This is a genomic window from Pseudomonas sp. B21-048 (assembly GCF_024748615.1).
Taxonomy (GTDB): domain Bacteria; phylum Pseudomonadota; class Gammaproteobacteria; order Pseudomonadales; family Pseudomonadaceae; genus Aquipseudomonas.
Genome location: NZ_CP087168.1, coordinates 4,294,426 through 4,307,163 on the forward strand (window position 1 = coordinate 4,294,426; position 12,738 = coordinate 4,307,163).

The window sequence follows — 12,738 nt, forward strand, 5'->3', positions numbered from 1 at the left end:
GGTCAATCAAAGGAGAACGGACCGGAGGGATGTCCATCGTGCATATCGCTGACATAACCATGTTCTACGCCCCTGCCAGCGGTGGCGTGCGCACTTATCTGGATGCCAAACACCGTCGCCTTGGCATCAAACCGGGCATTCGTCACAGCCTGTTGATTCCCGGGGCTCATTTTAGTGAACTGGATGGTATCTACACGGTTCCGGCCCCTGCCCTTCCCTTCGGCAAGGGGTATCGTTTTCCTCTCCGTCTCGCGCCCTGGCGCAATGTTCTGCAGGACTTGCAGCCCGACCTGATTGAAGTCGGTGATCCTTACCTGACCGCCTGGGCTGCTTTGGACGCCAAGCGCCAACTCGATGTGCCGGTCATCGGCTTTTACCACTCGGACCTGCCGCTGTTGGTTAGCAACCGCATGGGCAACTGGGTTACACCGAATGTCGAAGCCTATGTCAGCAAGCTTTACGGCAACTTCGACCGGGTTCTGGCGCCAAGCCAGGTCATGGCCGACAAACTGATTGCGCTGGGCGTGAAGAATGTTTTCGTGCAGCCCTTGGGGGTCGACCTGCAAACGTTCACCCCTAATGCACGGGACCCAGGCCTGCGGGCCGAGTTGGGCATTGATGAAAACACTCACCTGCTGATTTTCGCCGGCCGTGGTTCCAAGGAAAAAAATCTGCCGGTACTGCTCAATTGCATGAAACGCCTGGGCCGACGCTATCACCTGCTGCTGGTGGGCTCGTCAATGCCAGCGCTGGTGCCGCGCAATGTCACCGTCATCGATCAGTTTTGCCCAGCGGCACAAATTGCTCGACTGATGGCCAGTGCCGATGCGCTGGTGCATGCCGGTGATCAGGAAACCTTTGGCCTGGTGATCCTCGAAGCCATGGCCAGCGGCATTCCGGTGGTGGCCGTGGCGGCCGGGGCTTTTCAGGAAATTGTCACCGATCAATGCGGCCTGCTGTGCGCGCCGAACAATCCAGCGGCGATGGCCAACGCCGTGCGCGAACTGTTCAGTCAGGGCAGCGCAGTGCTGGGCAAGCAAGCCCGCAGTCATGTCGAGCGGCATTACGCCTGGGATACGGTGGTCGACAGCTTGTTGGGTCATTATCACGCCGTACTCGGCACTCAATGGCCGCTGACCGCCAATGGTTGAACCCATGAACGAGCGAAGCCTGCTATTGGTGCTGCACGACGTTGCACCGCCAACCTGGCCCGATTACCAAGCCTTCGTCGAAGCCGTCGACGCATTGGGCGAAGTGCCAATTACGTGGCTAGTGGTGCCGAACTTCCACAAACATAACGACCTGGACGCACATCCGCCGTTTCGACGCTTGCTGAGCCGCCGTGTCGCTCGTGGTGACGAATTGGCATTGCACGGTTACTTTCATTGCGATGAAGGGCCGATTCCCATCACGCCCCGAGATTGGTTCATGCGCCGGATCTACACCCATGAAGGCGAGTTCTACAACTTGTCACAGGAAGCCGCCCTCACCCGCCTGAGCGCCGGAATCGAGATGTTCCACCGTTACCACTGGCCATTGGAAGGTTTCGTCGCGCCGGCCTGGCTGATGAGCGAAGGCACCTGCCAGGCATTGCGCCAATTACCGCTGCGCTACACCAGCGACGCACAACACCTGTATCGTTTGCCGGATTTCACCGCGATCGATGCCCCGAGTCTAGTCTGGAGCGCGCGCAGCGCCTGGCGTCGAGGCCTGTCGAAAATCATCAGCGATCAGCGTGAACAACGCTGGCGCCAGGCGCCGATCATTCGTCTCGGCCTGCACCCGGTGGACATGCGTCATGAATTCTCGCGTCACTACTGGCTGCAAACCCTCAAGCGTTTGCTCGACGAGGGTCGTGTGCCGATGACCAAGGCCCATTGGCTGGCACGGCAACGCGACCAGGCCGGTCGCGCCGCATGAGCCGCGGGGTTCTGCTGATCATCGCGCTGCTCGCAGCAGTGCTCATCCCGTCGTTGCTGGGTGGCGCCGAGACATGGTCTCGGCTGCAAAGCTTTCCCTTGAAGTGGTTGCTGATCATGTTCGGCATGATCCTGCTCTGCTGGATGCTCAACACTTTGCGTTTGCGCCTGTTGCTGGGTGATCAGCACGGCAAGCTAAGTCGGCTGAAAAGTCTCGGGGTGGTGATGTCCGCCGAATTCGCTTACTGCGCCACCCCCGGCGGCAGTGGCGGACCATTGACCATCATGGCGCTGCTCGCGCGTCACGGCGTCCGGCCGGCCAGGGGCAGCGCCGTGTTCGCCATGGATCAATTGAGTGATCTGCTGTTTTTTCTCTGCGCGCTGAGCGGGATTCTGATTTATGCACTGTTCCAGCACCTCAGTCAGCGCATGGAATGGTTGCTGACCGTCAGCGCCATCTCGATGTTCGGCGGGTTGTTCAGTTGCGTATTAGTGGCTCGTTATCACCGATTGCTGATTCGTCTGAGCGGTCGGTTGCTTGCCCGGTTCAATGTCAAAAGCACCACTCGAATGCGCTGGACGCGAAAGCTCCTGCACTTCCTGGCGGCATTCACTGACACACTGAAGTTGCCTTTTCAGACATTGATCGCGGTATTTGCATTGACCTGCCTGCATTGGGCCTTGCGTTATAGCGTGTTGTATCTGGCATTGCTCGGGCTTGGCGTGGATTTGCAGTGGGCCTGGTGTTTTCTGATCCAGATGCTGTCACTGAGTGCTGGGCAGTTCAGCCTGTTGCCAGGCGGTGCCGGGGCGGCGGAATTGACGTCGGCGGCGCTACTGGCGCCCATGGTGGGGAAATCTACGGCAGCGGCGGCGATTCTGATCTGGCGAACAGTGACCTATTACTTTTATCTGGTGGTCGGTGGCCCGGTATTTTTACTGATGCTCGGGCGGCCATTGCTCAAGAAGTTGATGAAGTTCAAGCAGGCTTAAAAGTCTGAACAATCTGTTCAAGGCTGCCCGAATTTATCGTCAGAATCGTCCTGCAACTGCTCCCACAACTCGACCGCACCGGGGAACGCCGTGCCGTCTTCGGGGCTCAGTTCATCCGGGTCATAGCGACTCAAACAGCCCTCACCCACTGTGGCAGGTGCTTTGGAAGTGGCTTTGTCCAATGGATCGGCCATGGTTATGTTCTCAGTGCAAAAACGAAGAAGGGCCTGAAGCGATTGAACGCTCAGGCCCTTCGAATTTCAACCGTATAGGGCTATCAGAACACAACGGTTTTGTTGCCGTGCACCAGCACCCGGTCTTCCAGGTGATAACGCAGACCACGGGCCAACACCATTTTTTCGACGTCTCGGCCGAAGCGCACCATGTCTTCAATGCTGTCGCTGTGGCTGACGCGCACCACGTCCTGCTCGATGATCGGGCCGGCATCCAGCTCTTCGGTCACGTAGTGGCAAGTGGCGCCGATCAACTTCACCCCACGCATCGAGGCTTGATGATACGGCTTGGCGCCGACGAACGACGGCAGGAAGCTGTGGTGAATATTGATGACTTTGTGCGCATATTCGCGGCACAACTCGGGCGGCAGAATCTGCATGTAACGGGCAAGTACCACCACTTCGGCGTCGTGCTGTTTGACCAGCCGCGAGACTTCGGCGAAGGCCGGCTCCTTGTTCTGCGGGTTGACCGGTACATGGTAGTAAGGAATACCGTGCCACTCGACCATGCTGCGCAGATCGTCATGGTTGGAAATCACGCAGGCGATTTCACAGTCCAGTTCGTCGCTGTGCCAGCGGTGCAGCAAGTCAGCCAGGCAGTGGGATTCACGGCTGGCCATCAACACCACGCGTTTCTTCTGCTCGGTGTCGGTGATACGCCAGTCCATCGAGAACTCTTCGGCAATCGGTGCAAACGCTTCGCGAAAGGCTTCGATACCGAAAGGCAGCGAATCGGCACGAATTTCGTGACGCATGAAGAACCAGCCACTGAGATTATCCGAGTGATGGCTCGCTTCAGTGATCCAGCCGTTATGGGACGCCAGAAAGTTACTGACTTTAGCAACGATGCCGACGCGGTCCGGGCAAGCAATCACCAGCCGAAAAGTGCGCATGAGGGGGAAACTCCAGAACTTCGCAAAGGCCGCCATTCTAGCCATTGCGCAGCAAAACTGCAGTATTGATGACGTGCGGCCTTGCACGCAGGGCTGGCGCAGGTTCTGGAAGCACCACGCTGCCCATGCGATGGTGTTCTTGCGGGCCATCCTCAAGAAGTCAACTGTGAATATGTGTGACCCTATTTAACTATCACTCCAATATGTGTCCTCTCGCGCAACTAATTTAAATAAAACTCCGGTTAAATGTTTACTTGATGAAACACCCTGACTATTATTGTCGCACTGTCACCCTGCATCCAGTGCCCTACATAAGGTAGTCCTCATGTCCTTGATCAACGAATACCGCGCCACCGAAGAAGCTATCAAAGAGCTGCAAGCCCGTTTGAAGAACCTGTCCCAAGACGACAAACTGCAAACCGAGCTGGAATTCGAAGGCAAACTGCGCACCCTGATGGGCGAATACTCCAAATCCCTGCGTGACATCATCGCGTTATTGGATCCAGAGTCCAAAACCAAGGCACCACGCGGCGGCGCAGTAAAAACTACCGGCACCAAGCGTGCTCGCAAAGTTAAACAATACAAAAACCCGCACAACGGCGAAGTCATCGAAACCAAAGGTGGCAACCACAAGACGCTGAAAGAGTGGAAAGCCAAGTGGGGCGGTGATGTGGTTGAAGGCTGGGCTACCCTGCTGGGCTAAGCCGCACGCCTGTCGCAGTCTGATTCGCGACCAAAAGAACGCCAGCCAATGCTGGCGTTTTTTTATGCCTTGAATTCAAGCACAGATTGTTTTCATTTTTAAAGGCTCAACCGTTTGCGTAATACCTGGACATGATTCTGCCATTGATCCAGAACCTCTTGCTGAAACGATGTAGCACTAGTCATCAATTGAGCAGCGTCTGTCAGAAAACTTCCCAGCGTATTGGGTGCCCCCCACTCGGGTGCACACAAACGTTTCTGACAGAATATTCGCCAGCGTTCTTGCTCTTCCAGGCTCAACGTATCGGGAAAGTTGCGTGCGCGATAACGAAATAATAATTCAGGCAAGCGCTCATCATCGAAAGGCCACTGCTCTTGTGCTAATTGCGCGGGGTCGGCGGTTCGGACTTGCTCGCATAGACGTCGGTCCCGATCACCGATAAAACCGTCATATAACTGTTGCTCGGGGTCCAGGCTCGGAGAAAAATCGTCGCGGGCATAAATGTCTGACACTTTATCTCGCCAAACTTGTTGTGCGTCACTTAGCCGCAGCGCCCGCTCCTGATAAAGCGCCATATCCAGCCCCAAACGTTGCTGATCGTCAGGACGAAGTACCGATAACGGCGCCACTACCGGGCACTTGTTGATGTGTATGAGCTTGAGCGGCACCGGCAGTTCACCTTCGGCCAAGTCATTGCGGCGGGTATAAAGCCGCTGACGCAAGGTTTCGGCATCCAGATCGAGCAACCCCTGAGGGTCCAGGTGCAGGTCACAGACAATCAGCGCGTTGCGATTACGTGGATGCCAGGCCAACGGCAGCACCACACCCACATAGTTGCGAGCCGCCGAAAAGCGCCCGGAAACATGCACCATCGGCTGCAACAGCCGAATTTGATCCATAACCTTTTGTTTACCGCGCAACTGAAATAGCCAGTCATACAACTTCGGCTGTTTTTCCCGAATCAGACGCGCCAGGGCGATGGTGGCGCGAACATCCGACAGCGCCTCGTGCGCATGCCCGTGATCGATGCCATTGGCGGCGGTCAGACGTTCGAGTTTGAGCGTGACTCGCCCTTCGTCATCCCTGGGCCAGACAAGCCCATCGGGACGCAAGGCATAAGCCGCGCGCACCACATCGATCAAATCCCAGCGGCTGTTACCGCCCTGCCACTCCCGTGCATAAGGGTCGAAAAAATTTCGATACAGGCTGTAACGGGTCATCTCGTCGTCAAAACGCAGCGTGTTGTACCCCGCCCCGCAGGTGCCGGGCGCCGCGAGCTGGGCATGAACCCGGGTCATGAAATCGGCTTCGCTCAACCCTTGCTCGGCCAGACGCGCGGGCGTAATACCAGTGATCGCGCAAGCCGCCGGATGCGGCAGGATGTCGTCACTGGGCTGGCAATAAAGGTTGACCGGTTCGTCTATTTCATTGAGATCGAAGTCGGTACGAATCCCCGCCACTTGCAGCGGACGGTCGCAACGGGGGTTGATGCCAGTGGTTTCATAGTCGTACCAGAAGATCGAGGTCACGGGCTGTTCCTGAACTGAAGAGCGGCGAAGTCTAGGCGCACACACACCGCCCCGACCAGAAATCTTGTCATTCAATCATTTCCGGCCACGCACTGTGCAATACATAGTTATGTCGTTTTCCCCCAAGAGGCTGCTAGCATCGGGCGGACATCGAATCCGGACCAGGCCACATCAGGGTTGCCCATGCTCGAGACCACAGCACTGCCAGGGAAAGCGCCGCTGGCCCCGCCATTGGACACGCGGTATCACGTCGAAACGCCGGAAGGCATCGACTTGCCGCTGCGCCCGGCCGGGTTGATGGTTCGTGCGCTGGCGTTCGCCATCGACCTGGGCCTGCGCGGGTTGATCCTGGGCCTGCTGTTTATTGTATTGGCGTTTCTCGGAAAACCCGGTGCGGGGCTTGGCTCGATTCTGCTGTTCGTGGTGAGCTGGTGGTACATGGTGCTGTTCGAGGTGCTCAATCAGGGCCGCTCGCCAGGCAAGCAATGGATGGGGTTGCGCGTGGTGCAGGACGACGGCACGCCGATCGGCTGGTCTGCTTCACTGCTGCGCAACCTGCTGCGATTTGTCGACATGTTGCCGTTCGGCTACTTCCTCGGCGCGATCAGTTGCCTGCAACATCCCACCTTCAAACGCCTCGGCGACCTGGCCGCCGGCACGCTGGTGATCTACCGCGAACGACCACTCACCCGTCCCCAGCTGCCTGATGTCCCACCACGGCGCGCGGCGTTTACGCTGACGCTGATCGAACAACGCGCCATCCTCGGGTTTGCCGAACGCCAGGGCGAACTCTCCGCGGCACGGGCCAATGAGCTCGCCTCGATACTCGCGCAACCGTTGCAGGTATCGAAGCCACAGGCCGTGGCCGAACTCAACGGCATCGCCCGTGGCTTGTTGGGCCCGACATGAAGCAAAGCCTGTTCGAAAGTCGCTACAGTGCCGAATGGGAGCAATTTGCACTCATGCTGGAACGGCTGGAACGGGGCAAGGACGCCTCAGGAGTCGCCAGTTTCCCCAGCGATTATCGACGGCTCTGCCAACACCTGGCCTTGGCTCAGGAGCGCGGTTACAGCAGTTTCTTGATCGATTCATTGCAGCAACAGGTCTTGCGCGGGCATCAACAGCTTTATCGGCATCGCAGTCGACTGGGGGCCAACGCGCTGAGTTTCATCCTCGCCGATTTCCCGCGATTGGTACGCGAGCAGTGGCGTTTCGTGCTTGCCGCCAGCCTGATGTTTTTTGCCAGCCTGATCGGCTTCGCCTTGCTGGTGTATTTGTTCCCGGACCTGATCTACAACCTGATCCCGGCCGAGCAGGTCAGTGAGATGCAAAGCATGTACGACCCCGTCGCCGGCCACCTGGGACGTTCGGCCGAGCGGGCGGCCAGCGAAGACTGGGTGATGTTCGGTTACTACATCATGCACAACATCGGCATCGCCTTTCAGACCTTCGCCAGCGGTTTGCTGTTTGGCCTGGGCAGCGCGTTTTTCCTGTTCTTCAACGGGTTGATGATCGGTGCGGTGGCCGGGCACCTGACGCACATCGGCTACGGGCAAACCTTCTGGTCGTTCGTGATTGGCCATGGCGCCTTCGAACTGAGCGCCATTGCCCTGGCCGGTGCCGCTGGCCTGCAATTGGGCTGGGCCTTGATCGCACCGGGACGCTTGCCGCGCGCCGAGGCCTTGCGACTGGCTGCGCGCAAGAGCGTGTTGCTGATTTGCGGGGTCATGCTGTTTCTGCTGATTGCGGCGTTTGTCGAAGCCTACTGGTCGTCGCGGACCGGGTTCACGCCACTGACCAAATACCTGGTTGGCGCGGCGCTCTGGTGCTCGATGGCGACTTATCTGCTGTTCGCCGGACGGACTCGCCATGCGCCTGAGTGATGCCAGTGTGGTGATCCGCCCGCGCACGACCTGGGAAGCCATGGACCTGGGAGTGCTGCTGAGTCAGCGCCATCGACGACTGTTGATGACCAATTGGGCCATCGTGACCTTGCCGGTCTTCGCCCTGCTCACCTTACTGCTGTGGGATTCGCCCTCCCTGGTCGTGTTCCTGTTCTGGTGGCTCAAACCGGCGTTCGACAGGCTGCCACTTTATATTCTGTCCAAAGCCATGTTCGGCGAAACGCCCACGCTGAAACAGGCCCTGCGCCAATGGCCGCGCCTGCTCAAACCGCAACTGCTGGCCAGCCTGACCTGGCGCCGCCTGAGCCTGAGCCGCAGTTTTCTGATGCCGGTGGTGCAACTCGAAGGCTTGGGGGGCGAAGCACGCCAACAACGTTTGCGCGTACTGCAACAGCGTAACGCCGGTGCCGCGCAGTGGCTGACCATCATCGGCGTGCATCTGGAAACCGCGCTGTGGATCGGCTTGATGGTGCTGTTCTATATGTTCTTGCCGCAACAGATCGAACTCGACTGGGGCTGGCAGACCTTGATTGCCGCCGCCACACAAGACTGGCGCTGGCTGGAACACCTGACCAACGCCTTTTACGCCCTGGTGCTGGTGGCCTGGGAACCGATCTATGTGGCCTGCGGTTTCAGCCTTTATCTGAACCGGCGCACGAGGCTTGAAGCCTGGGATATCGAGCTGGTCTTTCGCCGATTGCGTCAGCGCTTGAGCAGCGCGATCGTCACGCTGCTGCTGGCCGCGATCCTGCTGGTGCCGACCGGGCAAAACGTCTGGGCCGAACCGGTTATCTCACCAGACTCACCGCGTTTGTTGGATCAGCCGCTGACCAGTCAGGCATCCCGGGACAGCATCAAGGCCCTCCTCGAACAACCACCGTTCAAGAACAAGGAAACGGTGACCCGCTATCGTTTTGGCGAAGACAAACCTACCTCCGACACTGCGCACGAGTCTCAAACGCCTGCCTGGTTGAAAGCGTTATTCGGCTTGCTGGACAGCCAACGCTTTGGTGTATTGGCCAGCCTGATCGAAGTGTTGCTGTGGGGCACGATGATCGGCGCCATTGGGCTATTAATCTGGCGTTACCGCGATTGGCTGCAAGCCTTCGTCAGCCGCCGACCCACGTTAAATCGCATAGTCGCGCGGCCGTTACCGCAACAGGCTTTCGGTTTGGACCTCAACCGCGAAACCCTGCCCGTCGACATCGCAGCCAGCGCCGAAAGCCTCTGGCAGACCAATCCCCGTGAAGCCCTCGGGTTGCTCTATCGCGCCTTGCTCAGCCACTTGCTGCACGATTTCAACCTGGCGCTCAAACCCGCCGACACCGAAGGCGAAGTTCTTCAGCGCGTTGAACAATTGCAACAACCTGCCCTGCTGGCCTTCAGTAAAAACCTCACCGGCCATTGGCAGAACATGGCGTATGGGCATCGATTGCCCCCCGCGCATTTGCAACAGGAACTCTGTGATGGCTGGCGCGCGTTATTTGGCCCGGGAGCGGTCCGTTGAACCGGCGTTTATGGCTTTCGGTCGGTGCGTTCATCGCACTGCTAGTGTGTGTGCTGAGTGTTTACCTGTATTTCAAGGCCATACCCTATCAGGCAGAAATCGATCATGGCCCTGCCCCTGAAGCCCAGGCCAATCCCTACCTGGCGGCCGAGCATTTTCTGCGACAACAGGGCCTGAGCGTCAGCCATGCCAACAGCCTCAACATCTTGCCGACGCTCGAGCCGCATCAGCGCAGTTTGTTGTTGCTCGGCGATCGGTCGAATATGTCCCCACGACAGGTGAGTCAGGTGTTGAACTGGACCCGCGCCGGTGGACGTCTTTTATTCGTCGCCGAAGCCCTGTGGGATGAAAAGACTGGTCAGAGCAATGACCTGCTGCTCGACCGAGTGCAACTGCACCAATCCCTGAGCAAAGACCTCAAGGAACCGCCGCCCGATCTAAACGACGACTCCTACCCCCAACTGACCAAGCTCTACCTGGAAAACGAAGAGGCGCCGGCCTACGTCACCTTCGATACCGCGTTCCACCTCGACGACCCGAAAAACCTCGCCCAGGCCTGGGCCAACAGCGGCAAGGCCACGCACATGATGCAGCTGAGTCACGGGCAGGGTTCAATCACCGTGGTCACCGACGCCAACCTCTGGAAAACCCCGGCCATCGACCAGTACGACAACGCCTGGCTGCTGTGGTACCTGACGGCCGACACAGACGTGACCCTGCTGTTCAATACCGATCACGACAGCTTGCTGACATTACTATGGCGCTACTTTCCACAAGCCCTGGTGGCCCTGATCGCCTTGATCGCTTTCGGATCCTGGCATGTTGGCGTGCGGAACGGCCCGTTGCTGGCGCCGGCCACGAGAGCTCGCCGCCAGCTTCAGGAACACCTGCGTGCCAGCGCCGATTTCATGCTCCGCCACAACGGTCAGCACAGCCTGTTGCAAGCCTTGCAACAAGACATCCTGCGTCGTATCCGTCACCGTCATCCCGGTTTTGAACAACTCGGCGTTGCCGAACAATGGCTGGTGCTCGCACGCCTGACTGGCCAACCTACACGCGCCATCCGCCAGGCCATGAGCCCGCGACCGAAGCAGCGGCTGTCCAGCGCTGAATTCAGCCGTCAGGTCGCCCACCTGCAAACCTTGAGGAACACCTTATGATCTGGAGCGTTGCAGACGTTGGATTGATGTGACATTAAAAACCATAGATGTATCTGACGGGGAGTTGTGGGCCGCAGCAGAAGCCTTCATGCAATCTAGGCAGACAGGGCACAGGGTGATTGGTCGACGACAGGGTGAAAGGTGGAGCTTGCGTGGGGCACCAAGGAATTCGTAATCGCCGGACAACCTTACCAAGGGTTTCCGATTCTGCCGTGGGACTCTATGGAGAGCTGCAGCCAAGCCAATCAGTTCTTCCGCTACTACCTCCTTCGTGGGGACATCGGCTCCAAGCAATCCTGGCCTAGCACTGGGCGAGCGCTGGGCGAGCGCTGGGCGAGCGCTGTACGACTACTTCAGCTTCCTGCAAGCCCATGAGCTTGATTGGCGGGACGTAGATCGTGGTGAGGCCAAAAGCCTTGTCGCTGCCTACCGGGACTACTGCTTGGTGACATGCGAACTGGCACGCAACACTACTCGCCAGCGACTGATGTACATCTGCAAGTTCTACGAATTCGCCCTAAAGAAAGGCTGGGTGACGCGCCTGCCGTTCGGCCATGAAGAGCGCACCGTAAAACGTGAGACGAGTTTCCTTGAGCACTTCGATGCCAGTGGTGGCAAAGCCTTGGTGACCTGCGCTACCTCAAGGAACATTTCGCTCACTGTTCGCTGGACATGACCCTGGGCTATGCCATGGATGCAAGCTGGGGACAGCACCTGGATCTTGAGCTGTATATGGAAATCCAGGGAGAGCTGGAAGATATCAAGCTCGGCGTCGTCGACAACTGGATGGACTATGAGTCCTTGGCCGGGGGCTACGAGCGCGCCATCAAGGGATGGCAGCGGAAGCCAGAAAACCTGCTGATCTTCAAGGATCACGCGTCGATGCTGAAGTCCATTTCTGAGAGCACAGCTATCCGCAGCAACGGCCACGCTTGGTGCACAGCAGACAATGACGGCTGCGTCGGCAACACCCTTGAGCGATCCCGCTGCAGTGGCTGCAGCAACCACTCAGTGATCGGAAACGTCCATGTACCTATCTATCAGCGCCTCTACGATGAACTTAAAGAGTTGCTGCACTGTAAGACGGAGGTCGTCAACGCGTTGAGCGCGACCTGAATCGCTGCCGAGACGTATTGGTACAGCTGGGCATGCCTCCGGAGGCTCTGACAGCATGAAGAGCAAGGGCAAATCAACCAACTACAAGCCTGCCGTGGATCGAGAAAAGGATCTCAGGCTGGCCATCTCCCGGATCGAGAACGGACGCGCTCATACCAAGGAAGCCAAAGTGACCATCGCTGCCGTCACCCGAGAGGCCGGCGTGTCGACCGCGCTGACCCACAATCACTATCCGGCAATCGCAGAGACAATACGAGAGAAGCAGGGTCGGTCCAGCCGAGCCATGCTGGATGTCAAACATCAAGATCTTATCGCCGAGCGCCAAAAGTCTGCAGGCTACCGTCAAGAGATAGAGGAGCTCAGAGCCAAGCTCGCCAGCATTGCATCCATATATGAGGTGCTGCTGGAGGAGAACCGTGTGCTCAAGGCCAAGCTGAAAGACCGGAGCGTAGTTGAACTGGTTTCATCCCAGCCGCGCGGGTAGGCCTCATGACGCGTGAGCTCCCGCAATTTGACGAAAGTCGTGAGCTGACTTCACTAGACGATTAGCCTAGCGGCGAAAGGATGGCGTCATAGAGTCGTGCAGATGCCTCCACATCGTTGGCGCCTATGAACAAGTAGCTGAGCACGGTTCCTCCTCCCAGGGGCATCATTCAATCAACAAATCATTTCGTCCCTGTTGTCAGTTCGACATCGAGCGGAGGGCCAAATCCAATTTTCTGATGCCCATAGCCGGAGCAAAAAATTATGACTAAGCAATAATTATTGCTGAGCCATAATT

The 12,738-nt window shown here is 57.9% G+C and carries 14 protein-coding genes; 11 read left to right on the forward strand and 3 right to left on the reverse strand.

Annotated elements, in window-relative coordinates; translation table 11 throughout:
• Positions 1-29 precede the first annotated feature (29 nt).
• The 3 genes from LOY56_RS20210 to LOY56_RS20220 are packed head-to-tail and all read left to right on the forward strand — an operon-like array spanning position 30 to position 2,912.
• Positions 30-1,151, forward strand: coding sequence for a glycosyltransferase family 1 protein (locus tag LOY56_RS20210; protein ID WP_258616778.1), 1,122 nt, complete (start codon positions 30-32; stop codon positions 1,149-1,151).
• A complete protein-coding gene (locus LOY56_RS20215) occupies positions 1,144-1,920 on the forward strand; it encodes a DUF2334 domain-containing protein (RefSeq protein ID WP_258616779.1) in 777 nt (258 codons plus the stop codon). The genes LOY56_RS20210 and LOY56_RS20215 overlap by 8 nt, the downstream gene beginning before the upstream one ends.
• Positions 1,917-2,912 (forward strand): lysylphosphatidylglycerol synthase transmembrane domain-containing protein, encoded by a 996-nt coding sequence (locus tag LOY56_RS20220; RefSeq protein WP_258616780.1) that lies wholly within the window; start codon positions 1,917-1,919, stop codon positions 2,910-2,912. Before LOY56_RS20215 ends, LOY56_RS20220 begins: the two co-directional genes overlap by 4 nt.
• Positions 2,913-2,929: 17 nt before the next feature.
• On the opposite strand, the gene LOY56_RS20225 is transcribed toward LOY56_RS20220, so the two are convergent.
• Both LOY56_RS20225 and purU read right to left on the reverse strand, forming a co-directional pair.
• The gene (locus tag LOY56_RS20225; protein WP_258616782.1) at positions 2,930-3,106 is read right to left on the reverse strand and encodes a hypothetical protein; all 177 of its coding nucleotides are present in this window, start codon (positions 3,104-3,106) and stop codon (positions 2,930-2,932) included.
• A gap of 83 nt (positions 3,107-3,189) precedes the next feature.
• Positions 3,190-4,038 (reverse strand): formyltetrahydrofolate deformylase, encoded by an 849-nt coding sequence (gene purU / locus LOY56_RS20230; protein WP_258616784.1) that lies wholly within the window; start codon positions 4,036-4,038, stop codon positions 3,190-3,192.
• Positions 4,039-4,363: 325 nt separating this feature from the next.
• Between purU and mvaT the strand changes: the two genes are divergently transcribed.
• On the forward strand, positions 4,364-4,741 hold the full coding sequence (gene mvaT, locus LOY56_RS20235) for a histone-like nucleoid-structuring protein MvaT (RefSeq protein ID WP_007933316.1): 378 nt from the start codon (positions 4,364-4,366) through the stop codon (positions 4,739-4,741).
• Between the two features lie 98 nt (positions 4,742-4,839).
• Here the strand turns inward: mvaT and sbcB are convergent, their stop codons facing one another.
• The gene (sbcB, locus tag LOY56_RS20240) at positions 4,840-6,270 is read right to left on the reverse strand and encodes an exodeoxyribonuclease I (RefSeq protein WP_258616786.1); all 1,431 of its coding nucleotides are present in this window, start codon (positions 6,268-6,270) and stop codon (positions 4,840-4,842) included.
• A gap of 183 nt (positions 6,271-6,453) precedes the next feature.
• Here sbcB and LOY56_RS20245 point away from each other — a divergent pair, with 183 nt between their 5' ends.
• The 7 genes from LOY56_RS20245 to LOY56_RS20275 all read left to right on the forward strand — a co-directional run bounded on the left by LOY56_RS20245 (position 6,454) and on the right by LOY56_RS20275 (position 12,441).
• Complete coding sequence (locus LOY56_RS20245; protein WP_258616789.1) at positions 6,454-7,179, forward strand: RDD family protein; 726 nt, start codon at positions 6,454-6,456, stop codon at positions 7,177-7,179.
• Positions 7,176-8,153, forward strand: a complete 978-nt coding sequence (locus tag LOY56_RS20250; RefSeq protein WP_258616790.1) for a stage II sporulation protein M — start codon at positions 7,176-7,178, stop codon at positions 8,151-8,153. Before LOY56_RS20245 ends, LOY56_RS20250 begins: the two co-directional genes overlap by 4 nt.
• Entirely contained in the window at positions 8,140-9,681 is a 1,542-nt protein-coding gene (locus LOY56_RS20255; RefSeq protein ID WP_258616791.1) for a DUF4129 domain-containing protein, read from the forward strand. The genes LOY56_RS20250 and LOY56_RS20255 overlap by 14 nt, the downstream gene beginning before the upstream one ends.
• Positions 9,678-10,841, forward strand: a complete 1,164-nt coding sequence (locus LOY56_RS20260; protein WP_258616792.1) for a DUF4350 domain-containing protein — start codon at positions 9,678-9,680, stop codon at positions 10,839-10,841. Before LOY56_RS20255 ends, LOY56_RS20260 begins: the two co-directional genes overlap by 4 nt.
• 445 nt (positions 10,842-11,286) lie before the next feature.
• A complete protein-coding gene (locus tag LOY56_RS20265; protein ID WP_258616793.1) occupies positions 11,287-11,517 on the forward strand; it encodes a hypothetical protein in 231 nt (76 codons plus the stop codon).
• Positions 11,514-11,957, forward strand: coding sequence for a hypothetical protein (locus LOY56_RS20270; RefSeq protein ID WP_258616794.1), 444 nt, complete (start codon positions 11,514-11,516; stop codon positions 11,955-11,957). Before LOY56_RS20265 ends, LOY56_RS20270 begins: the two co-directional genes overlap by 4 nt.
• Positions 11,958-12,012: 55 nt before the next feature.
• On the forward strand, positions 12,013-12,441 hold the full coding sequence (locus LOY56_RS20275; protein ID WP_258616796.1) for a TetR family transcriptional regulator: 429 nt from the start codon (positions 12,013-12,015) through the stop codon (positions 12,439-12,441).
• The last annotated feature ends 297 nt before the right edge of the window (positions 12,442-12,738 follow it).

Bases quoted from the DNA above. Each gene is read 5' to 3' on its own strand.
- mvaT (WP_007933316.1), top strand. From the start codon at position 4,364: ATGTCCTTGATCAACGAATACCGCGCCACCGAAGAAGCTATCAAAGAG.
- purU (WP_258616784.1), bottom strand. From the start codon at position 4,038: ATGCGCACTTTTCGGCTGGTGATTGCTTGCCCGGACCGCGTCGGCATC.
- LOY56_RS20220 (WP_258616780.1), top strand. From the start codon at position 1,917: ATGAGCCGCGGGGTTCTGCTGATCATCGCGCTGCTCGCAGCAGTGCTC.
- LOY56_RS20245 (WP_258616789.1), top strand. From the start codon at position 6,454: ATGCTCGAGACCACAGCACTGCCAGGGAAAGCGCCGCTGGCCCCGCCA.
- LOY56_RS20255 (WP_258616791.1), top strand. From the start codon at position 8,140: ATGCGCCTGAGTGATGCCAGTGTGGTGATCCGCCCGCGCACGACCTGG.
- LOY56_RS20275 (WP_258616796.1), top strand. From the start codon at position 12,013: ATGAAGAGCAAGGGCAAATCAACCAACTACAAGCCTGCCGTGGATCGA.
- LOY56_RS20225 (WP_258616782.1), bottom strand. From the start codon at position 3,106: ATGGCCGATCCATTGGACAAAGCCACTTCCAAAGCACCTGCCACAGTG.
- LOY56_RS20250 (WP_258616790.1), top strand. From the start codon at position 7,176: ATGAAGCAAAGCCTGTTCGAAAGTCGCTACAGTGCCGAATGGGAGCAA.
- LOY56_RS20215 (WP_258616779.1), top strand. From the start codon at position 1,144: ATGGTTGAACCCATGAACGAGCGAAGCCTGCTATTGGTGCTGCACGAC.
- LOY56_RS20270 (WP_258616794.1), top strand. From the start codon at position 11,514: ATGACCCTGGGCTATGCCATGGATGCAAGCTGGGGACAGCACCTGGAT.
- LOY56_RS20210 (WP_258616778.1), top strand. From the start codon at position 30: ATGTCCATCGTGCATATCGCTGACATAACCATGTTCTACGCCCCTGCC.